The sequence below is a fragment of the Kitasatospora sp. NPDC018058 genome (assembly GCF_044327205.1).
Taxonomy (GTDB): domain Bacteria; phylum Actinomycetota; class Actinomycetes; order Streptomycetales; family Streptomycetaceae; genus Kitasatospora.
Genome location: NZ_JBIRFA010000023.1, coordinates 103,532 through 125,248 on the forward strand (window position 1 = coordinate 103,532; position 21,717 = coordinate 125,248).

Below are 21,717 nucleotides of genomic sequence, written 5' to 3' on the forward strand. Positions count from 1 at the left end.
CACCGCCGTGAGCACCGAGGAGGCACCCGTGGCCGGGTGGTACTGGACCCGCTGGCCGTCCCGCGAGGGGCTGGAGCGCGAGGCCGAGAGCCGACCGCGGCGGGTCCTCACCGTGCTCGGCCGGATCGTCCTGCTGGCCGTCGTCGGCTGGGGGACCTTCTCCGGCGGGAAGTACGCCGGCTGGGCCGTGGTGGCCGCGGCGGCCGGGTTGGCCGCGGCCGTCGCGCTGTGCACCCTCTACCTCCAGGCCAGCCGGGAACAGCGCCCGACGGCCTCGTACCTGCTGGCCGCCGCCCTGGTCGGCGCCGCCTGGCTGGCCAACTGGGGGCGGGCCTACACGCTCGCCGACCTGCTCTGGATCGGGCTGGCGGTGATCGCCCTGGTCCGGCTGCCGCCCGCGCCGGCGCTGCTCACCGCGACGGCCGCGCTGGGTTCGTACACCGCGGTCTCCTGGGCGAGCTGGCTCAGCGTCGCCGCCACCGTCGGAGGGGTCACCCTGCTCGGCTTCCTGCTGCGGCTGGACACCGAGGCGCGCGGGACCGCCCGCCGGCTGCTCACCCAGGAGCGTGCCGCCCGGGCTGCCGAGGCGGAGAGCGCGGCGCTCGCCGAACGGGCCAGGATCGCCCGGGAGATCCACGACGTGCTCGCCCACAGCCTCTCCGCGCAGCTGGTCCACCTGGAGGCGGCCCGGCTGATGCTGGACGCCGGGACGGACCGCGAGCAGATCCGCGAACGGGTCGTCGCCGCCCGGCGGATGGCGCAGGACGGCCTGGCCGAGACCCGCCAGGCGCTGTCCGCGCTGCGCGGGGAGCTGACCCCGGTCGGGGAGTTCCTGATGGAGCTGACCGAGCGGGAGCGGGCCGTGCTCACCGTCACCGGCACGCCCCGGCCGTTGGCCGCCGAGGCGGGCCTCGCGGTGCGGCGCACCGCGCAGGAGGCGGTGACCAACGTCCGCAAGCACGCGCCGGGTGCCCGGTGCACCGTCGAACTGCGCTACCTGGACGGGGCGGTGGAGCTGGAGGTGCGCAACACCCGGGCGCCGCGCGGCGAGTCCTCCGGGGAGCTGGCCGGCAGCGGCAGCGGGTACGGTCTGCTGGGGATGCGCGAACGCGCGGAACTGCTCGGCGGCACCCTGCTGGCGGGCCCGGAGGACGGAGGGTGGCGCGTGTTGCTACGGGTGCCGGCATGACCGGGGCGGTCACCAGAGTGCTGGTGGCGGACGACCAGACGGTGGTGCGCGAGGGCATCGTGATGCTGCTGGGTTTGCTGCCCGGCATCGAGGTGGTCGGCGCGGCGGCGGACGGTGAGGAGGCCGTCGCCCTGGTGGAGCGTCATCACCCGGACGTGGTGCTGATGGACCTGCGGATGCCGCGGGTGGACGGCGTCGAGGCGACCCGGCGGATCCGGGCCGCCCACCCGGAGACCGAGGTCGTGGTGCTCACCACCTACGCCGACGACGACTCGCTGTTCCCGGCGCTACAGGCCGGGGCGCGCGGCTACCTCACCAAGGACGCCGGCGGCGAGGAGATCGTGAAGGCCATCGCGGACGTCCGGGCGGGCGCGGCCGGTCTCTCGCCGCAGGTCCAACGCCGGCTGCTGGAACGGCTTGCGGAGAAGCCGGTCCAGCCCGCGCCGGTCCAGCCCGCGCCGGTCCAGCCCGCGCCGGCCGCCGAGCGGCCCGCCGCCCGGCCCGGGGGGCTGCCGGACGGGCTGACCGTGCGGGAGGCCGAGGTGCTCGCGCTGATCGCCGAGGGGCTCTCCAACACCGAGATCGCCCAGCGGCTGTTCGTCAGCCAGGCCACCGTGAAGACCCACATCAACAACCTGTTCGCCAAGACCGCGGTGCGGGACCGGGCACAGGCCGTCGCGTACGCCTTTCGACACGGAATCACCGGTATGCAGCAGTAGTCCGATGAGCATCCGTCAGATGATCGATCACCTTATCGAGTGAAGGTATCTGCGATGGTCAGAGGCGGTGTCCGGCGGCCCCCATGATGGTTCGGGTCAGAACGCCCGGCCCGGCCCAGGAGCAGCAGTGCCACAGCAGCAGACCAGCAGTCCCGGCCAGGGACAGCGATTCGACTGGTGGGCCGTTCCGGCCACCGACACCGCGTCCGAGCCTGCTGTCGGATCCCGCCGAACGGCCGTACCGGCTCAGCCGGCGCCGGTCGACACCTCCCCCGTTCAGCCCACAGCCGCCGCGGCCGAGCCGGTGGCCGCGCCAGCCGTCCCGCACCGGCAGGAGCCGGCACCGGAGAGCACCACCGACAGCACCGAGGTCTACCGGACGGTCCAGGCCTGCGCCGCCTTCCAGGACATCCGCCGCAGCTACCGGGCGTTCGTCTTCCCGGTCAGCGGTGCCTTCCTCGGCTGGTACCTGATGTACGTCGCCGCCGAGGCCGTCGCCCCCGCTGTGATGCGCACCGCGGTGGCCGGCCCGCTCAACGTGGCCTGGCTGCTCGGTCTGCTGCAGTTCGCCACCACCTTCCTGCTCACCTGGCTCTACGCCCGCAACGCCCGGACCAAGCGCGACCGCGCCGCCCTGGGCCTGCGCTGGGACACTCAGGACCAACTGCGATGACGACCCTGATGACCGCGGTGACGACCACCGCCACCCCGCCGCCCGTCGCCCCCACCGGCGACCACCACAACCTGGCGATCGTGCTGTTCGCCGTCATCGTCCTGGTCACCCTCGGCATCACCCTCTGGGTCGGCCGCCAGGGCAACGCCGCCGAGGACTTCTACGCCGGCGGCCGCGACTTCACCCCGTTGCAGAACGGCTTCGCCCTCTCCGGCGACTACCTCTCCGCCGCCTCCTTCCTCGGCGTCGCCGGGCTGATCGCCCTGTACGGCTACGACGGCGTGCTCTACAGCATCGGCTTCCTGGTCGCCTGGCTGGTCGTGCTGATGCTGGTCGCAGAACTCGTCCGCAACGCCGGCCGGTACACCCTCGCCGACGTGCTCGCGCTGCGGCTGCGCCATCGCAAGGTGCGCGCGGCGGCCGGCGGCGCCAGCGTCGTGGTCACCCTGCTCTACCTGGTCGCCCAGATGGTCGGCGCCGGCTCGCTGGTCGCCCTGCTGCTCGGCACCAACAGCTCCCAGGCCCGGACCTGGACCATCATCGCGGTCGGCGCCCTGATGATCGTCTACGTCACGGTCGGCGGGATGCGGGCCACCACCTGGATCCAGATCGTCAAGGCCTTCCTGCTGATCGCCGGCTCGGTGCTGCTCACCGTGCTGCTGGTGATCCGCTTCCACGGCGACCTGTTCGAGCTGATGCGCCAGGCCGCCCAGCACAGCGGCGTCGGGCACAGCTACCTCGAACCCGGCCTGAAGTACGGCGCCACCCTCACCAGTCGACTGGACTTCTTCAGCCTGGGCCTGGCCCTGGTGCTGGGCACCGCCGGCCTGCCGCACATCCTGTCCCGCTTCTACACCGTGCCCACCGCGCGGGCCGCCCGCCGCTCCACGATGTGGGCGATCGGGCTGGTCGGCGGCTTCTACCTGATGGCCATCGCGCTCGGTCTCGGCGCCACCGCGCTGGTCGGCTCGGTCGAGGTGCGGCACGCCAACTCGGCGGGCAACACCGCCGTTCCGCTGCTCGCCCTGGTGCTCGGCGGCGGCAACGGCAGCACCGGCGGGGTGGTGCTGTTCGCGCTGATCTCGGCGATCGCCTTCGCCACCATCCTCGCCGTGGTCGCCGGGCTGACCCTGGCCTCCTCGGCGGCCTTCGCCCACGACATCTGGGCCGGGGCCTGGCGCGACCGCCCCCGGCGCGGCCGTCCGGACGAGGTCACGGAGAAGCCCAGCGAGCAGCAGGAGGTGGTGGTCGCCCGGTTCGCCGCCGCCGGGATCGGCGCGGCCGCGATCGTGATCAGCCTGTTCGCCCAGCAGCTGAACGTCGCCTTCCTGGTCGGCCTGGCCTTTGCGGTGGCCGCCTCCGCCAACCTGCCGGTGCTGCTGTACAGCCTGTTCTGGTCGCGGTTCACCGTCCGGGGTGCGGTCTGGTCGGTGTACGGAGGGCTGGTTCCGGCGATCGTGCTGGTGTTCTTCTCCCCGGTGGTCTCCGGCGCCAAGGCGGCGCTGTTCCCAGGCGTCGACTTCCACTGGTTCCCGCTGGAGAACCCCGGCATCATCTCCATCCCGCTCGGCTTCCTGGCCGGCTGGATCGGGACGCTCACCTCGCCCGAGCCCGCCGACGCGGACCGCTTCGCCGAGCTGGAGGTGCGTGCCCTCACCGGTGCGGGCGCGGCCTAGGGGTTGCCCTGAGCGCCGTGCCCCGGGGAACCCCGGCGGTCCTGGGGCCGCCGGGGTTCCCCCATGTCCGCGTCCCCGGCAGGGATCCGGGAGACAGGCCCTACGTCCTGGCGGTCAGCCCGTAGCGGTGTTCCGGGCGGCCGGTGTCGCCGTAACGCAGGGTCAGCCGCAACCGGCTGTCCCGTTCCAACTGCTTGAGGTAACGCTGCGCCGTCGAGCGGCTGAGCCCGGTGGCGTCGGCGACCTCCTGGGCGGACAGCGGCCGGCCCGCCCGGCGCAGTACGCCCAGTACCAGGTCGGTGGTCGGTGCCGAGTGCCCCTTGGGCAGGGCGCCGGCCGGGGCGGAGACGCTGCGCAGGGTCGCGAACAGCCGGTCCACCTCGTCCTGGCCGGCCTCCCGGGCCGGTGCGGCCAGCGCGTGCCGCAGCTGCGCGTAGGAGACCAGCTTCTCCCGCAGTCCGGCGAAGGTGAACGGCTTGACCAGGTACTGCAGGGCGCCGTGCTGCATCGCGGCGTGCACGGTGGAGACGTCCCGGGCGGCGGTCACCATCATCACGTCGCAGGCCACCTGGCGTTCCCGCAGCCGGCGGACCAGGGCCAGGCCGGTCTCGTCCGGCAGGTGGTGGTCGAGCAGCAGCAGGTCCACCGGGCGGCGCTCCAGCGCGGCCAGCGCCTCCCCGGCCGAGTGGGCGGTGCCCGTCACCCGGAAGCCAGGCACCTTGGCCACGTAGGCGGCGTGCACGTCGGCGACCCGGAAGTCGTCGTCCACCACGAGTACGTCGATCATCACGCCTCCACGAGCTGAGTGGTGAGCAGGGCCTCGGGCAGCTCGACGGTGAACCGGGCGCCGCCGAGCGGGCCGGAGTCGAGCACGATCCGGCCGCCGGTCCGTTCGACCAACCGTCGCACCATGGCCAGGCCCAGCCCGCGCGGACGGTGCGCGGGTGCGTCCTTGCTGGTCCACCCCTCCTCGAAGACCTGCTCGCGCAGCTCCTCCGGTACGCCCGGGCCGCTGTCCGCGACCTGCAGCAGCAGGGTGGAGCCGGCCGCGGCCAGCGTCACCTCCACCCGACCGCCCCGGTCCGCCCGCGGCGCCACCGCGTCCACCGCGTTGTCGATCAGATTGCCGAGCACCGTCACCAGCGCCCGGGCGTCCACCACCGCATCCGGCAGGTGGGCCGCCGGGGCCAGCATCAGCCGTACCCCGCGCTCGTCGGCCACCGCCGTCTTGCCCGCCAGCAGGGCCGCCACGTGCGGGTCCTGCACCTGTTCGGTGATCCGGGCGGCGACCGCGGCGTGCGAGCCGGACTGTTCGGAGATGAAGGCCACCGCCTGCTCGTGGCGGCCGAGCTCCAGCAGGCCGAGCAGGGTGTGCATCCGGTTGGCGTGCTCGTGGTCCTGGGCGCGCAGCGCTTCGGTCAGGCTGCGGGTGGTGTCCAGTTCGCGGACCAGCGACTCCAGCTCGGTGCGGTCGCGCAGCGTCACCACCGCGCCGCCCTCGGCGGTGGCCATCCGGTTCACCACGAGGACCCGGTCGTCCCGGACGGCCGGCAGATCGGCACCGGTGATCCGGCCGGTCAGCACGTCGGTCAGCCGGCCCGGTGGCAGCACCTCGGCGATCGGGCGGCCGGTGCAGTCCTCGGGCAGGCCGAGCAGCCGGATCGCCTCGTCGTTGGCCAGCCGGATCCGGCCGCGCTCGTCCAGCGCCACCATGCCCTCGCGGATGCCGTGCAGCATCGCCTCGCGTTCGACCAGCAGCGCGGAGATGTCGGCGAGCGCGATGTTGTGGGTGCGGCGCTTGAGCCGGCGGGCCAGGGCGAGGGTGGCGACCGTACCGGCGGCCAGGCCCGCTCCGGCGCACAGCAGGATGCCGGTGAGCATCTTCAGCAGCCGACGGCGGATCGAGTCGTCGCTGATGCCGACCGACACCTCGCCGACGATCCGGCCGTCCGCCATCCGCAGCGGCACCTTGCCGCGGGCGGTGCGGCCCAGGGTGCCCTGCTGGATGGCGGTGACGCTGCGGCCGTTGAGGGCGGGCTCGGGGTCGGTGCTGACCCGGTGGCCGATCCGGCCCGGGTCGGTGTGCGAGAGGCGGATCCCGTCCAGGTCGGTGACCACCACGAAGCTGGCGCCGGTGGCCAGCCGGATCTGCTCGGCGTTGCGCTGCGCGGTCACCACGTCGCGGGTGTCGGCGGCCCGGGCGATGGTCTCGTCGGTGGCGGTGGCCTGGGCGATGGACAGCGCGCGCTGCATCGCGTCGTGGTCCAGCTCGCTGCTGACCGGGGCCAGGAACAGCCCGGCGGTCACCGTGGTGACACCGAAGGTGACGACGGTCTGGCTCAGCAGTAGTTGCGCGAAGACCCGGCGGGGCCAGCGGGGGAGCTTCATCCGGGCCTCCTCTCGGCGGCTGCGGGGCGGTGCGGGGCGGTGCGGGCGGGGGGTTGGGACACCCTATGTTTCCGCCGTGTTTCTGTCAGCCGCGTCCCCGCAGTTGTAGCGGAAGCAAAACGAGCAGAACACCCCTCAATGCGGAGAAGTCGCACTACGCGAAGAAGGCTCCCGCCGGGGCCGGGCCCGCTCCTACCTTTCCGGGGCAAGCACTGACCCGGGAGGAACGCATGACCGATACCCCGGCGATCGAGCTGACCGGCGCGACGAAACGCTTCCGCACCCCCTCCGGGGCCCTGCACACCGCCGTCCGCGATCTCGATCTGACCGTCGCCCAGGGCGAGTTCGTCGCCGTCGTCGGCCCCACCGGCTGCGGCAAGTCCACCACGCTGACCCTGGTCAGCGGCCTGGAGGAGCCCACCGAGGGCGAGGTCCGGGTGTACGGCGAGCCCGTGCGCGGGATCGACCCCCAAGTCGGGTTCGTCTTCCAGCAGGACGCCGTCTTCCCCTGGCGCACCGTGCTGTCCAACGTGATGGCCGGGCCGCGCTTCCGCGGCGTGCCGGCTGCCGAGGCGAAGGAGCGGGCCCGGGACTGGCTGGGCCGGGTCGGCCTGGCCGCCTTCGAGGACCGCTACCCGCACCAGCTGTCCGGCGGCATGCGCAAGCGGGTCGCGCTCGCCCAGACCTTCGTCAACGACCCGGCGATCCTGCTGATGGACGAGCCGTTCTCGGCGCTGGACGTGCAGACCCGCGCCCTGATGTCCGACCAACTGCTGGAGCTGTGGGCCGGGACCGGTTCTTCCGAAAACGCGGCGTCGGTCGTCTTCGTCACCCACGACCTGGACGAGGCCATCGCGCTCGCCGACCGGGTCGTGGTGATGACCGCCGGGCCGGCCACCGTCAAGGAGGTCTTCACCGTCGACCTGCAACGACCGCGCACCGTGGAGGCCGTCCGGCTGGAACCGAGGTTCGTCGAGCTGTACCGCGAGATCTGGGCCTCGCTCGGCGAAGAGGTGCGCATCACCCGGGAGAGAGGAGCAGGTCGTGCCGCTTGAGACCGCGTCCGAGACCGCGTCGGCCGCGGCGGGAAAGCCCGCGGCCGCCACGACGAGAACCGAGGCCCGTGAACGGGCCGCCCGCAACCGGAGGTTGGGCGTCTACGGGGCCCGGGCCGGGGTGCTGCTGGCCTTCCTCGGGCTGTGGGAGCTGTGCGCCCGGACCAACGTCATCGACCCGTTCAACTTCTCGCAGCCGTCGAGGATCTGGGACCAGATCTGGCAGTGGGTCAGCCACGGCACCGCGCAGGGCTCGCTCGGCGAGCAGATCGGCTACACCCTGTACGAGGCGCTCACCGGCTGGGTGCTCGGCGTCATCGGCGGTGTGCTGCTGGGCATCGCACTCGGCCGGATCCGCTTCCTGGCCGATGTGTTCGGGCCGTACATCAAGGTGCTCAACGCCATCCCGCGCATCGTGCTCGCCCCGATCTTCCTTATCTGGTTCGGCCTCGGCCCGGCCTCCAAGGTCGCCTCCGCGGTGGTGCTGGTGTTCTTCCCGGTGTTCTTCAACGCCTTCCAGGGCGCCCGCGAGGTGGACCGCAACCTCGTCGCCAACGCACGCATCCTCGGCGCCGACAACCGCAGGGTCACCCTGCAGGTGGTCATCCCCGCCGCCACCACCTGGATCTTCACCAGCCTGCACGTCAGCTTCGGCTTCGCGCTGATCGGCGCGATCGTCGGCGAGTACATCGGCGCCACCAAGGGCCTCGGCCTGATGGTCGCCGCCGCCCAGGGCACCTTCAACGCGGCCGGGGTGTACGCGGCCATGACCATCCTCGCGGTCGTCGCGCTGGTGACCGAGGGGCTGCTGACCTATGCCGAGAAGAAGCTGTTCCGCTGGAAGCCCGCGGACGCGGGCGACGGCCGCTGACCCCCTTTCCACGTCCGCCAGAGAGGCACCCCCACCATGCGTAGATCAGTCGCCGCCGCCCTCGCCGCCGTCCTGCTCCTCCCGCTCTCCGCCTGCGCCAACGACGCCGCCACCTCCGCCCACGGCGCCGCCGCCCCGGCCGGCCGGCAGGTCGACGGGCCCAAGGTCAAGATCATGGTCGGTGGCCTGGACAAGGTCATCTACCTGCCCGCGATGCTCACCCAGCGGCTCGGCTACTTCGCCGACGCCGGCGTCAACGTCGAGCTGATGAGCGAGCCGGCCGGCGTCAACGCCACCACCGCGCTGCTGGCCGGCGACGTCCAGGGCGCCGTCGGCTTCTACGACCACACCATCGACCTGCAGGCCAAGGGCAAGCACGTCGAGTCCGTGGTGCAGTTCGCCCAGGCCCCCGGCGAGGTCGAGCTCGTCTCCGCCAAGCAGGCCGACGCGATCAAGTCCGGCGCCGACTTCAAGGGCAAGAAGCTCGGCGTCACCAGCATCGGCTCGTCCACCGACTTCCTCACCAAGTACCTCGCGGTCAAGAACGGCACCGCCGTCAGCGAGTTCAGCCCGATCTCCGTCGGGGCCGGCCAGACCTTCATCGCCGCGCTCCAGCAGGGCAGCATCGACGCCGGGATGACCACCGACCCGACCGTCGCCAACGTCCTCGACAAGGGCCTCGGCAAGATCCTCTACGACATGCGCACCCCCGAGGGCTCGCGCCAGGCGCTCGGCGGGCTCTACCCGTCGTCGTCGCTGTACATGAACACCGAGTGGGTCGAGAAGAACGCGGACACCACCCAGAAGCTCACCAACGCCTTCGTGAAGACCCTCAAGTGGATGTCCACCCACACCCCGGAGGAGATCGCCGCGAAGATGCCCGCCGATTACGCGCAGGGCGGCGCCGAGCAGTACGCGGCGGCGATCAAGTCGACCCTGCCGATGTTCACCACCGACGGGGTGATGCCGGCCGACGGTCCCACGACGGTGCTCGCGGTGCTCGCCGCCTTCCACCCGGACGTCAAGGGCAAGGAAGGGATGATCGACCTGTCCAAGACGTACACCACGGAGTTCGTCGGCAAGGCCGTCGGCTGAGGCCCCGCCGTCGCCGCGGTCCCGCGCTCACCCCCACGGGCGCGGGGCCGTCGTGGCGTCCGGACCCGTTCTTCCGTTCGGACCGCCGTCAGACCCCGCGGACGCTCAGCACGTCCATCCGCGAGGGCGTCCCCGCCGCCTTGCCACAGCTCTCCGGACGCGGCGGCTCGCTCACCGTCTCGATCACGTCGACCTCCCAGGCCCGGCCGTCCCGGTGGATCACCCGGACCAGCCAGCGGCCCTCGCCGTCCGGCCGCTGGGTCAGCGTCAGCGCGTCCACCCCGGTCTCGCCGGTCGCCAGCCGCACCACGTGCTCCGCCGCCTGGCCCGGGCGCTCCCAGCCCGAGCAGCCCCGCGCCCACTCGGGCACCATGTGCCCGGCCGCCGTCGCGGCCAGCACCTCCTTGGCGGTCTCCGGCGTCAGCCGCCCGTACGCGTAGCCGTACGGCAGCACCAGCATCGTGGGGGAGAAGCGGTGCCCGCCCAGGTGCGTCACCTCCCACACCTCGCTGTGTCCGGCCGCCGCCAGCTCCGCCGCGAGCGGACGGCCCAGCAGCGCGCAGCAGCGGTCCCGCCGCCCGTTGGTGCACACCATCGCCAGCGGACCGCCGACGTGCTCCACCCCGAAACCCGTGTGGTCCCCGGCGCCCAGCGCCGCGAAGTCCAGCTCCAGCAGCTCCGCCGGATCCGCCACCTGCGCCCGGCGCACCCAGCAGCGGCCCGGCACCGTGTGCGCCACGACCACCTCGTGCCGCGACGTCGGCAGGCAGTCCGCGTGCCGGCCCGGCCGCCGGATCAGCGCGATCCGCACCCCCGTCCCCGCCGCGGCCGCGTTCAGCGCCCGCCCCACGGCCGCGTCCAGGTGGCTCTCGCCCAGCGCCTTCGCGCCCCAGGGCCCGTTCTGCTCCAGCAGCAGCCAGGTGGTCGCGACCGCGGCCGTGGCCGTCAGCGGCTCCGAAAGTTCACGCGACACGGTCGCACAGGTGCTCACCCGCGTAAGGCTACCCTCAGCGGTTCGGCCCAGCCCGGTGCGCCGGAGGGCGGGGAACCCGCGGGCTCCCCGCCCTCCGTGTGCTCCGTCCCGTTACGCCGGGCCGGCGACCACGGCGATCGGGGTGGCCACCGGGGTGCCCGAGCCGTCGCGGCGCGGGTCGCGCTCCGGCAGGTCGACCGGGGCACCCTTGGCGGTGGCGGCCCGGGCGGGCGCGGCGCCGGCCCAGGCGAAGGCCAGGCCGTCCTCACCGCGCAGGAAGCGCTGGCAACGCACGCCGCCGGTGGCACGGCCCTTACGCGGGTACTGCTCGAACGGGGTGACCTTCCAGCTGGTCTGCTCGCCACCGGACAGCGTGTCCGAGGCCGCCGCCACCGAGACCACCACCGCGTCCGCGGCCGGGTCCACCGCCGTGAACGACAGCACCCGGGCGCCGTCCGACAGCTTGACGCCCGCCATGCCACCCGCCGGACGGCCCTGCGGACGGACCTGGCCCGCCGGGTAGCGCAGCAGCTGGGCGTCCGAGGTGATGAAGACCAAGTCCTCCTCGCCGGTGCGCAGTTCGACCGCGCCCACCAGCTCGTCGCCGTCCTTGAGGGCGATCACCTCGAACTCGTCCTTGTTCGCCGGCCACTCCGGCACCACCCGCTTCACCACACCCTGCACCGTGCCCAGCGCCAGGCCCGGCGAGGACTCGTCCAGCGTGGTCAGCCCGAGCACCCGCTCGTCGGCCTCCAGCCGCAGGAACTCGCCCACCGCCGCACCGCCGGCAAGCGTCGGCGACGGCGTCGGCGGCAGCGCCGGCAGGTCGATCACCGGCAGCCGCAGCACCCGGCCCGCCGAGGTCACCACACCCACGTCCGCGCGCGCCGTCGCGTGCACCGCCGACACGATCACATCGTGCTTGGAGCGCTTCTCCGACACCTCGAACGGCTCGCCGTCCGCCGTCCGCGCCAGCAGCCCCGTCGAGGACAGCAGCACCCGGCACGGGTCGTCGGCGACCTCCAGCGGCACCGCCAGCGCCGCCGACGGAACCGCCCCCGCCTCCAGCAGGACCGTGCGCCGCTCCGTCCCGAACTGCTTGGCCACCGCGCCCAGTTCGGAGGAGACCACGCTGCGCAGCTTGGTGTCCGACTCCAGGATCTCGGTCAGGTCCGCGATCTCCGCGGTCAGCTTCTCCTTCTCCTGCTCCAGCTCCACCCGGTCGAAGCGGGTCAGCCGCCGCAGCGGGGTGTCCAGGATGTAGGCCGTCTGCGTCTCCGACAGCGAGAAGCGCTCCATCAGCCGCTCCTTCGCCTGCTGGGCGTTGTCACTCGACCGGATGATCGCGATGACCTCGTCGATGTCGACGAGCGCCACCAGCAGACCCTCGACCAGGTGCAGCCGCTCCTCGCGCTTGCGCCGACGGAAGTCGCTGCGCCGGCGCACCACGGTGAAGCGGTGGTCGACGTAGACCTCCAGCAGCTCCTTCAGCCCAAGCGTCAGCGGCTGGCCGTCCACCAGCGCCACGTTGTTGATGCCGAAGGTCTCCTCCATCGGCGTCAGCTTGTAGAGCTGCTCCAGCAGCGCCTCCGGCACGAAGCCGTTCTTCACCTCGATCACCAGCCGCAGCCCGTGCTCGCGGTCGGTCAGGTCCTTGACGTCCGCGATGCCCTGCAGCTTCTTCGCGTTGACCAGGTCCTTGATCTTCGAGATGACCTTCTCCGGGCCGACGTTGTACGGCAGCTCGGTCACCACGATGCCCTTGCGGCGGGCCGTCACCGACTCCACCGTCGCCGTCGCCCGGATCTTGAAGGTGCCGCGGCCCGACTCGTACGCGTCCCGGATCCCCGACAGGCCCACGACCCGCCCGCCCGTCGGCAGGTCCGGACCGGGCACGAACCGCATCAGCGTGTCCAGGTCCGCGTTCGGATGCTTGATCAGGTGCCGGGCCGCCGCCACCACCTCGGACAGGTTGTGCGGCGGCATGTTCGTCGCCATACCGACCGCGATGCCCGTCGCGCCGTTCACCAGCAGGTTCGGGAACGCGGCCGGCAGCGCCAGCGGCTCCTGCTCGCTGCCGTCGTAGTTCGGCCCGAAGTCGACGGTGTCCTCGTGGATCGACTCCACCATCGCCATCGAGGCGGCCGTCAGCCGCGACTCGGTGTAGCGCATCGCGGCCGGCGGGTCGTCGTTGCCCAGCGAACCGAAGTTGCCGTGCCCGTCGATCAGCGGCAGCCGCATCGAGAACGGCTGCGCCATGCGCACCACCGAGTCGTAGATCGACGCGTCACCGTGCGGGTGCAGCCGGCCCATCACCTCGCCCACCACACGGGCGCACTTCACGTGCGCGCGGTCCGGACGCAGGCCCATCTCGTTGGCCTGGTAGAGGATCCGGCGGTGCACCGGCTTCAGACCGTCCCGCGCGTCCGGCAGCGCACGCGAGTAGATCACCGAGTAGGCGTACTCCAGGAAGGAGCCCTGCATCTCGTCCACGACGTCGACGTCGAGGATCCGCTCCTCGAAGTCTCCGGGCGGCGGGGTCTGCGAACTGCGGCGGGCCATCGCGGCGGGGCTCCCTTACGTGTCGCTGGCTGTGTCGTCGGTCGGTCGTCGGCCGTCGTCGGTCGGTCGGACAGGCCTTGCCGTCCTGCTTGGCCGCCCTGCCGCCGGACCCGTCAACCGGGCGCCGTCAACAGGGCGCGGCGCCCCCATTGTGGACCCTCCCGCCGACACTCCCGGTCAGCGGCCCTCTTCCGCCCCTGGCGAACGCCCCGTCCGCGCGGACACAAACACACCCTCCACGCGTTGCACCACAATGGGGGACGCCACACGAACCCCGACATCGACGACGGGAAGGACCCGAGCGCATGGCCAACCCGGCCCCCGCCTCCAGCCGAGGCATCGCCATCACCGAGCACCGCCTGGCCAACGGCCTGCGTGTCGTCCTCTCCGAGGACCACCTCACCCCGGTCGCCGCGGTCTGCCTCTGGTACGACGTGGGCTCCCGCCACGAGGTCAAGGGCCGCACCGGCCTCGCCCACCTCTTCGAGCACCTGATGTTCCAGGGCTCCGCCAACGTCTCCAACAACGGCCACTTCGAACTCGTCCAGGGCGCCGGCGGCTCGCTCAACGGCACCACCAGCTTCGAGCGGACCAACTACTTCGAGACCATGCCCGCCCACCAGCTGGAGCTCGCCCTCTGGCTGGAGGCCGACCGGATGGGCTCGCTGCTCGCCGCCCTCGACGAGACGTCCATGGAGAACCAGCGCGACGTCGTCAAGAACGAGCGCCGCCAGCGCTACGACAACGTCCCGTACGGCACCGCCTTCGAGAAGCTCACCGCGCTCTCCTTCCCCGACGGCCACCCGTACCACCACACCCCGATCGGCTCCATGGCCGACCTGGACGCGGCCACCCTGGAGGACGCCCGCGCGTTCTTCCGCACCTACTACGCGCCCAACAACGCCGTGCTGTCGGTCGTCGGCGACATCGACCCCGAGCAGACCGTCGCCTGGGTCGAGAAGTACTTCGGCTCCATCCCCGCCCACGACGGCAAGCAGCCCCCGCGCTCCGGCGAACTCCCCGACACCATCGGCCGCGAACTGCGCGAGGAGATCCGCGAGGACGTCCCCTCCCGCGCCCTGATGGCCGCCTACCGCCTGCCGCACGACGGCACCCGGGAGGCCGACGCCGCCGACCTCGCCCTCACCATCCTCGGCAGCGGCGAGTCCAGCAGGCTCTACAACCGGCTCGTCCGCCGCGACCGCACCGCCGTCGCCGCCGGCTTCGGCCTGCTCCGCCTCGCCGGCGCCCCCAGCCTCGGCTGGCTCGACGTCAAGACCTCCGGCGACGCCACGCTCCAGCAGATCGACACCGCCGTGGACGAGGAACTCGCGCGCTTCGCCGCCGAGGGCCCCACCGCCGAGGAGCTGGAGCGCGCCCAGGCGCAGATCGAGCGCGAGTGGCTCGACCGGCTCACCACCGTCGCCGGCCGCGCCGACGAACTCTGCCGCTACGCCGTCCTGTTCGGCGACCCCAAGCTGCTGAACGACGCCCTCCCCAAGGTCCTCGACGTCACCGCCGAAGAGGTCCAGGCCGTCGCCAAGGCCCGGCTCCACCCCGACAACCGGGCCGTCCTCGTCTACGAGCCGACCGACGCCGCTTCCGACGCCGCTTCCGAAGAGGAGGGTGCCGCCGTATGAGCACCGACTACGTCCCCGCGATGACCTTCCACCCCCAGCCCCAGCCCGGCACCCCCAGCCCCTGGGCCTTCCCCGCTCCCGAGCGCTCCGCCCTCGGCAACGGCATCACCGTCCTGCACTGCCACCGGCCCGGCCAGCAGCTGGTCGCCGTCGAGGTCCTCCTCGACGCCCCGCTCGCCGCCGAGCCCGAGGGCCTCGACGGCATCGCCGCGATCCTCGCCCGCGCGCTCAACGAGGGCACCGACACCCTCACCGCCGAGGAGTTCGCCGGCGAGCTCGAGCGCGCCGGCGCCACCCTGGACGCGCACGCCGACCACCCGTGCATCCGGGTCTCCCTGGAGGTCCCGGCCTCCCGGCTGCAGCGCGGTCTCACCCTGCTCGCCGACGCCCTGCGTGCCCCCGCCCTCCCGGCGGAGGAGATCGAGCGCCTGGTCGCCAACCGCCTGGACGAGATCGTCCACGAGCAGGCCAATCCCGCCCGGCGCGCCGCCAAGGCCCTCTACGCCGAACTCTTCGACGCCGCCGACCGCCTCTCCCGGCCCCGCAGCGGCACCGCCGACACCGTCAAGTCGATCGACCGCGCCGCCGTCAAGGCCTTCTACGAGGCCCACGTGCGCCCGGCCACCAGCACCGTCGTCGTGGTCGGCGACCTCACCGGCGTCGAGCTGCCCGCCCTGCTGGAGAGCACCCTCGGCACCTGGACCGGCTCCGCCGCCGAGCCCTCCACGCACGCCGCCGTCACCGGCGACGACCGCGGCCGCGTCGTCATCGTCGACCGCCCCGGCTCCGTCCAGACCCAGCTGCTCATCGGCCGGATCGGGCCCGACCGCCACGACCCGGTCTGGGCTGCCCAGATCCTCGGCACCTACTGCCTCGGCGGCACCCTCACCTCCCGCCTGGACCGCGTCCTGCGCGAGGAGAAGGGCTACACCTACGGCGTCCGCGCCTTCGCCCAGCCGCTGCGCTCCGCCGCCGACGGCAGCGGGCGCTCGCTGCTCGCCATCAGCGGCTCGGTGGACACCGCCTCCACCGCCCCCGCGCTCGCCGACACCTGGACGATCCTGCGCACCCTCGCCGCCGAGGGCCTCACCGACGCCGAGCGCGACGAGGCCGTGCAGTTCCTGGTCGGCGTCGCGCCGCTGAAGTACGAGACCGCGGGCTCGGTCGCCGGCACCCTGGCCGACCAGGTCGAGCAGCACCTCGCCGACGACTACCAGGCCGAGGTCTACCGCCAGCTCGCCGAACTGCCCACCGCCGCGGCCACCGAGGCCGTGGTCGCGGCGTTCCCGCCGGACCGCCTGGTCACCGTCCTGGTCGGCGACGCCGCCGCGATCGAGGCGGACGTGCGGGCGCTCGGGATCGGCGAGGTCACCGTCGTCAGCTGACGTCCGACGCCGTTTCGTTCGGCCCGGTGGAGCGTCTTCGTTCCGCCGGGCCGGACGTGTTTTTAAATCCCTTGCGGGTCCCTGCGGTTCCGTGGATAGATGTTCCCCGACGCACAACACGTGCGAACTGCGACGAACGAAGGGAGGCGGTCACCATGCGGGTCGAGCGAGAGATACGACGACGCTCCCCAAGGCCGTACCTCCCCTGTTCCGCTCCGGCTGCCTGAGCGCACCCGTTCCTGAACTTCCCCGAGCCACGCCGGGATTGCTTCGCGCGGCATGCCTTCCTTCTGAACCACCCGACCCGTGGAGGTCGTTCAACCATGACGTACACCGAGGTGCCCGGTATCCGGGTGCCGATCCGGATGTGGACCGACCCGGCGACGGTCGAGGGCCAGGCCCTGCAGCAGCTGCGCAACATCAGCTCCCTGCCCTGGCTGCACGGCCTCGCCGTGATGCCCGACGTCCACCTGGGCAAGGGCGCGACCGTCGGCTCCGTCATCGCCATGAAGGGCGCGGTCTGCCCGGCGGCCGTCGGCGTCGACATCGGCTGCGGGATGAGCGCGGTGAAGACCTCCCTCACCGCCAAGGACCTCCCGGACGACCTGTCCCGGCTGCGTTCCAAGATCGAGCAGGCCATCCCGGTCGGCCGCGGCCTCCACACCGACCCGGTCGACCCGACCAAGCTGCACGGCTTCCGTGCGGCGGGCTGGGACGACTTCTGGCAGCGCTTCGACGGCGTGGCGGAGGACGTCAAGTGGCGCCGCGAGCGGGCGATGCAGCAGATGGGAACGCTCGGCGGGGGGAACCATTTTGTGGAGGTTTGTGTCGATACATCCGATTCGGTGTGGCTGATGCTGCACTCCGGATCGCGGAACATCGGCAAGGAGCTGGCGGAGCACCACATGGTCGTGGCCCGCTCGCTGTCGCACAACAAGGGCCTGGTCGACCAGGATCTGGCGGTCTTCCTCGCGAAGACCCCGGAGATGGCTGCCTACCGCCAGGACCTCTTCTGGGCGCAGGAGTACGCCAAGCACAACCGTGCCCTGATGATGGCGCTCTTCCAGGACGTCGTCCGCCGCGAGTTCGCCAAGGCGAAGGTCACCTTCGACGAGGTGATCAGCTGCCACCACAACTACGTGGCGGAGGAGCGGTACGACGGCGTCGACCTGCTCGTGACCCGCAAGGGCGCGATCCGGGCTGGCTCCGGCGACTACGGGATCATCCCCGGTTCGATGGGGACGGGCTCCTACATCGTCCGCGGCCTGGGAAACGAGGCGGCGTTCAATTCGGCCTCGCACGGCGCGGGCCGCAAGATGAGCCGCAATGCGGCGAAGAAGCGGTTCACCACGCGCGACCTGGCCGAGCAGACCAAGGGCGTGGAGTGCCGCAAGGACAGCGGCGTGGTGGACGAGATCCCGGGTGCCTACAAGAACATCGAGAAGGTCATCGAGCAGCAGAAGGACCTGGTCGAGGTGGTCGCCCACCTGAAGCAGGTCGTCTGCGTCAAGGGCTGACAAATAGAGTGAGACCCCCGGGCTCACCCGGGGGTCTCATCTATGACGCTATCGTTCGCGGTTGGCAGCCATTGAGGCGCCATCGAACGGGATGATCGGCGGTGCGATGATCGCGGACTTGCGCCCGGCCGGCAGGCCGAGGGCCTGGACGTCTTCGCGGAACTCGCGAGCACTCACGGTCCACACCACCGAGGTGTGTTCGGCTTTGAAGTTGGTGCTCCGTGTCCGATACCGGATGCTGTTGTGGAGCGGACAGAGTCGCTGGAACTCCTCCAGGATGGGGGCGTCGCGCGCAGAGAGTCCCACGCTCAGGGTGCCCTTGTTGCCGGGGCCCTGCCGGAGGTGTCCGTCCGCCTGGAGGAAGGCGAACATGTAGGCGTGCTTGGGTCGTTCGAGGTCGAAGAACGTCATGCCCCGAGCATCAGCGCGACGCGTCGTTCGAGAGGGTCGAACGGTCACCAGTTCGCTCGATGGTGTGGAAGCGATCGAACCCGCGAACAGAAGCGCCCGGCAGTGCTAGGCACTGCCGGGCGCTTCGTGTGCGCTGCGAGGGCTCAGGCCGCGGCCGGGAGCTCGTCGAGGCCCTCCTGGACGAGCTTGGCGAGGCGGTCGAGGGCCTGGTCGGCGTCGGGGGCGTCGGAGGCGAGGATGACCTCGTCGCCGCCCTGGGCGCCCAGGGCGAGGAGGCCGAGCATGGAGGCGGCGTTGACCGGGTTGCCGCCCGGCTTGGCGATGGTGATCGGCACGCCGGTGGCCGTGACGGCCCGGACGAAGATGGAGGCGGGACGGGCGTGCAGGCCCTCGGCCCAACCGATGGTGACGCGGCGCTCAGCCATGAGACGTGCCTTTCCGGTGAAGCTGGTCACGGCCGTGCTCGGGGAGCGGGGGAAACGACCGCGTTGTCTAGACCAGTGTTGCATGCAGGCAACCCCTTCGAGCCGCCGCGTTCGGGACTTGTGATTGTTTCTTTTCGGGGCATAAAGCCCGGCCAGTGGCCCTGTCCACCCTGCCGAGAGCACACGACTGGCGCCATTCGCCTCACTGCCGGATAACCTGACGAATGTGGAAGACCCCGCGGTGGCGAACCCCGAGCAACCCGATTATCCGCAGCACTGGGAAGCCGACGTCCTGCTGCGTGACGGCGGCACGGCCCGGATCCGGCCGATCACCCCCGCCGACGCCGGGCGGCTGGTGGAGTTCTACGAAGAGGTCTCGGACCAGTCCAAGTACTTCCGCTTCTTCGCCCCCTACCCGCGGCTGTCCGACAAGGACGTCCGCCGTTTCACCCACCACGACTTCGTGAACCGGGTCGGCCTCGCCGTGGTGATCCGGGACCGTTTCATCGCCACCGTCCGCTACGACCGGATCGACGCCGAGGGCCGCCCCTCCGACAACGGCACGGACGCCGAGGTCGCCTTCCTCGTCCAGGACGCCCACCAGGGCCGCGGCGTGGCCTCCGCCCTGCTGGAGCACATCGCCGCCGTCGCCCAAGAGCGCGGCATCCGCCGCTTCCAGGCCGAGGTGCTGCCGGAGAACCGCAAGATGGTGAAGGTCTTCACCGACGCCGGCTACACCCAGCGCCGCAGCTTCGCCGACGGCGTGGTGCACCTGGAGTTCGACCTCGAACAGACCGACCGCTCGCTCGCCGTGATGCGCGCCCGCGAGCACCGCGCCGAGGCCCGCTCGGTGCAGCGGCTGCTCACCCCGCGCTCGGTGGCCGTGGTCGGGGTCTCCCGCAATCCGCAGACCGTCGGCCGGGCCATCCTGCGGGACCTGCTGGGCAGCTTCGACACCGAGTTCGAGAGCCGGTACGAGCCCAAGGACGAGCCGCGCGCCGTCCACGCGGTGAACCGCAACGCCCCGCCCGGCACCGAGCTGGACGGCGTCCCGGTCTACCGTTCGATTCTGGACATTCCCGAGCCGGTCGACCTCGCGGTGATCGCCGTCCCCGAGAGCGCCGTCCCGGTGGCCGTGGCCGAGTGCGGCGCGCGCGGGGTGCAGGGCCTGGTGGTGGTCACCGCCGGCTATGCGGAGACCGGCCCGGAGGGCCGCGGCCGGCAGCGCGCCCTGGTCCGCCAGGCCCGCGCGGCGGGCATGCGGGTGGTCGGCCCGAACGCCTTCGGCCTGATCAACACCGATCCCGAGCGTCCGCTGAACGCCTCACTCGCCCCGCACCTGCCCGACCGCGGCGGCTTCGGGATCTTCTGCCAGTCCGGCGCGATCGGCGTGGCCCTGCTGGAGGCCGCCCACAAGCGCGGCCTCGGCGTCTCCTCCTTCGCCTCGGTCGGCAACCGCTCGGACGTCTCCGGCAACGACTTCCTGCAGTACTGGGCCGAGGACGAGGCCACCGAGGTGGTGCTGCTCTACCTGGAGTCCTTCGGCAACCCCCGCAAGTTCACCCGCATCGCGCGCCGCCTGGCCGCCGTCAAGCCGGTCGTCGTGGTCAAGGGCGCCCGGCACACCGGCAGCCTGCCGCCCGGCCACGCCGTCCCCGCCACCGCCACCGGCCTGCGCGACGCCACCGTGGACGCACTGTTCGAACAGGCCGGTGTGACCAGGGTGGCGACCATCACCGAGCTCTTCGACACCGGCGAACTGCTCGCCCAGCAGCCGCTGCCGCCGGGCGACCGGGTCGCCGTGGTCGGCAACTCCGACTCGCTCGGCCTGCTCACCTACGACGCCTGCCTGAGCGCCGGCCTGCGTCCGCACACGCCCGTCGACCTCACCACGGCCGCGACCGGCGAGAACTTCCGGATCGCGCTGGACGTCGCGCTCAGCGATCCCGCCGTGGACGCCGTGATCGCCGTGGCCATCCCGCCGATCGGCACCTCCGCGCACGCCTTCATGGGCGGCCGGCTGACCGGCCCGGACGATCCCGAGATGGGCTCCGACGACCCGGAGATCGCCACCGCCCTGCTCGAAGCGGGCGTGCGCGCGCGGGAGTTGGGCAAGCCCCTGGTGCTGGCCCACCTGGCCCTGACCGACCTGCCGGTCCGGCTGCGCCCCGGCGGCATCCCGGCCTACGCGGCGCCCGAGCGTGCCGTGCACGCCCTCGCGCACGCCGTGCACTACGCCCAGTGGCGCCGACGCACCGCCGAGGCGGAGGAGACGGCGCGCGTCCCCGAGCTGGACCGGATCGACGAGCCCGGCGCCCGCACCCTGGTGGCGAGGGCGCTGAGCACCCGTGCCGCGGTCGCCGCGCGCACCCAGCCCGGCGGTGCCCGGATCACCCTGGCCGAGGCCGAGGCCCAGGAGCTGCTGGCCCGCTACGGCATCGACGTCTCGGCGACACTGCCCGCCCCGGACGAGGAGAGCGCCGTCCGGGCCGCCGAAGGGCTCGGCTACCCGGTGGCCCTGAAGGCGACCGCCCCGCACCTGCGCCACCGCCCCGACCTGGGCAGCGTCCGGCTCGACCTGACCGGCGAGCCGGGCCTGCGCCGCGCCCACCGCGAGCTGGACGCCCTGCTCGGCGGCGCGGCCGGTGCCCAGCTGGTGGTGCAGCGGCTGGCCCCGCGCGGAGTGGACACCGTGATCGGCGCCACGGTGGATCCGGCCGTCGGCGCGATCCTCTCCTTCGGACTGGCCGGAGCCCCGGCCGAACTGCTGGGCGACGTGGCCCACCGCCTGGTTCCGGCCACCGACCAGGACGTCGCAGGCCTGATCCGGGAGGTCCGGGCGGCGCCGCTGCTGTTCGGCTGGCGCGGGGCCGAGTCGGTGGACACCGGCGCCCTGGAGGAGCTGCTGCTGCGGGTGTCCCAGCTGGTGGACGACGTGCCGGAGATCGCCTCGGTCGATCTCGAACCGGTGGTCGTGGCCCCGCACGGACTGGCGATCCTGGGGGCGCGGGTGCGGGTCGCGCCACTGCCCGTCCGCAGCGATCTGGGCCCGCGCGCGATGAGCACGCTGTAACCTTCCTTGGTTGCGCCTGCCCGTGGGCGCTGATGTCCGAAGCTCGGCGCCGCGCCGCCCGCTTC

At 72.4% G+C, this 21,717-nt stretch carries 17 protein-coding genes; 11 read left to right on the forward strand and 6 right to left on the reverse strand.

Annotation, left to right across the window (positions count from 1 at the left end; genetic code table 11):
• Window positions 1-28: 28 nt before the first annotated feature.
• The 4 genes from ACH4E7_RS28990 (at window position 29) to ACH4E7_RS29005 (ending at window position 4,257) form a co-directional block, all read left to right on the forward strand.
• A complete protein-coding gene (locus tag ACH4E7_RS28990; RefSeq protein ID WP_396252011.1) occupies window positions 29-1,189 on the forward strand; it encodes a sensor histidine kinase in 1,161 nt (386 codons plus the stop codon).
• Entirely contained in the window at window positions 1,186-1,908 is a 723-nt protein-coding gene (locus ACH4E7_RS28995) for a response regulator (protein ID WP_396252012.1), read from the forward strand. The genes ACH4E7_RS28990 and ACH4E7_RS28995 overlap by 4 nt, the downstream gene beginning before the upstream one ends.
• 127 nt (window positions 1,909-2,035) lie before the next feature.
• Window positions 2,036-2,581, forward strand: a complete 546-nt coding sequence (locus tag ACH4E7_RS29000; RefSeq protein ID WP_396252013.1) for a DUF485 domain-containing protein — start codon at window positions 2,036-2,038, stop codon at window positions 2,579-2,581.
• A complete protein-coding gene (locus ACH4E7_RS29005; protein WP_396252014.1) occupies window positions 2,578-4,257 on the forward strand; it encodes a cation acetate symporter in 1,680 nt (559 codons plus the stop codon). The genes ACH4E7_RS29000 and ACH4E7_RS29005 overlap by 4 nt, the downstream gene beginning before the upstream one ends.
• Window positions 4,258-4,357: 100 nt before the next feature.
• Here ACH4E7_RS29005 and ACH4E7_RS29010 read toward each other — a convergent pair whose 3' ends face one another.
• Both ACH4E7_RS29010 and ACH4E7_RS29015 read right to left on the reverse strand, forming a co-directional pair.
• Complete coding sequence (locus ACH4E7_RS29010) at window positions 4,358-5,044, reverse strand: response regulator (protein ID WP_396252015.1); 687 nt, start codon at window positions 5,042-5,044, stop codon at window positions 4,358-4,360.
• A complete protein-coding gene (locus tag ACH4E7_RS29015; protein WP_396252016.1) occupies window positions 5,044-6,645 on the reverse strand; it encodes an ATP-binding protein in 1,602 nt (533 codons plus the stop codon). The genes ACH4E7_RS29010 and ACH4E7_RS29015 overlap by 1 nt, the downstream gene beginning before the upstream one ends.
• Window positions 6,646-6,875: 230 nt before the next feature.
• Between ACH4E7_RS29015 and ACH4E7_RS29020 the strand changes: the two genes are divergently transcribed.
• From ACH4E7_RS29020 to ACH4E7_RS29030, 3 genes are read left to right on the forward strand one after another with little or no spacing between them, the layout of a single operon-like run.
• A complete protein-coding gene (locus ACH4E7_RS29020) occupies window positions 6,876-7,700 on the forward strand; it encodes an ABC transporter ATP-binding protein (RefSeq protein ID WP_396252017.1) in 825 nt (274 codons plus the stop codon).
• Window positions 7,690-8,571: an ABC transporter permease gene (locus tag ACH4E7_RS29025; RefSeq protein ID WP_396252018.1), complete on the forward strand. Its 882-nt coding sequence runs from the start codon at window positions 7,690-7,692 to the stop codon at window positions 8,569-8,571. The genes ACH4E7_RS29020 and ACH4E7_RS29025 overlap by 11 nt, the downstream gene beginning before the upstream one ends.
• A 36-nt stretch (window positions 8,572-8,607) precedes the next feature.
• Window positions 8,608-9,666, forward strand: a complete 1,059-nt coding sequence (locus ACH4E7_RS29030) for an ABC transporter substrate-binding protein (protein WP_396252019.1) — start codon at window positions 8,608-8,610, stop codon at window positions 9,664-9,666.
• A gap of 88 nt (window positions 9,667-9,754) precedes the next feature.
• Here the strand turns inward: ACH4E7_RS29030 and ACH4E7_RS29035 are convergent, their stop codons facing one another.
• Window positions 9,755-10,657, reverse strand: coding sequence for a sucrase ferredoxin (locus ACH4E7_RS29035; RefSeq protein ID WP_396252020.1), 903 nt, complete (start codon window positions 10,655-10,657; stop codon window positions 9,755-9,757).
• Between the two features lie 93 nt (window positions 10,658-10,750).
• A complete protein-coding gene (locus tag ACH4E7_RS29040) occupies window positions 10,751-13,201 on the reverse strand; it encodes a DNA topoisomerase (ATP-hydrolyzing) subunit A (RefSeq protein WP_396252021.1) in 2,451 nt (816 codons plus the stop codon).
• 305 nt (window positions 13,202-13,506) lie between these two features.
• On the opposite strand from ACH4E7_RS29040, the gene ACH4E7_RS29045 reads away from it, so the two are divergent.
• From ACH4E7_RS29045 to ACH4E7_RS29055, 3 genes are all read left to right on the forward strand, one after another.
• Window positions 13,507-14,841 carry a M16 family metallopeptidase gene (locus tag ACH4E7_RS29045; protein ID WP_396252022.1) on the forward strand — a complete coding sequence of 445 codons (1,335 nt, stop codon included), beginning with the start codon at window positions 13,507-13,509 and terminating at the stop codon, window positions 14,839-14,841.
• A complete protein-coding gene (locus tag ACH4E7_RS29050; protein ID WP_396252023.1) occupies window positions 14,838-16,226 on the forward strand; it encodes a M16 family metallopeptidase in 1,389 nt (462 codons plus the stop codon). The genes ACH4E7_RS29045 and ACH4E7_RS29050 overlap by 4 nt, the downstream gene beginning before the upstream one ends.
• Window positions 16,227-16,549: 323 nt before the next feature.
• The gene (locus ACH4E7_RS29055; protein WP_396252024.1) at window positions 16,550-17,743 is read left to right on the forward strand and encodes an RtcB family protein; all 1,194 of its coding nucleotides are present in this window, start codon (window positions 16,550-16,552) and stop codon (window positions 17,741-17,743) included.
• A 48-nt stretch (window positions 17,744-17,791) separates the two neighbouring features.
• Here the strand turns inward: ACH4E7_RS29055 and ACH4E7_RS29060 are convergent, their stop codons facing one another.
• Both ACH4E7_RS29060 and ACH4E7_RS29065 read right to left on the reverse strand, forming a co-directional pair.
• The gene (locus tag ACH4E7_RS29060; protein ID WP_396252025.1) at window positions 17,792-18,154 is read right to left on the reverse strand and encodes a hypothetical protein; all 363 of its coding nucleotides are present in this window, start codon (window positions 18,152-18,154) and stop codon (window positions 17,792-17,794) included.
• Between the two features lie 143 nt (window positions 18,155-18,297).
• Window positions 18,298-18,579: an HPr family phosphocarrier protein gene (locus tag ACH4E7_RS29065; protein WP_396252026.1), complete on the reverse strand. Its 282-nt coding sequence runs from the start codon at window positions 18,577-18,579 to the stop codon at window positions 18,298-18,300.
• Window positions 18,580-18,805: 226 nt separating this feature from the next.
• On the opposite strand from ACH4E7_RS29065, the gene ACH4E7_RS29070 reads away from it, so the two are divergent.
• Entirely contained in the window at window positions 18,806-21,652 is a 2,847-nt protein-coding gene (locus ACH4E7_RS29070) for a GNAT family N-acetyltransferase (RefSeq protein ID WP_396252027.1), read from the forward strand.
• Window positions 21,653-21,717 lie beyond the last annotated feature (65 nt).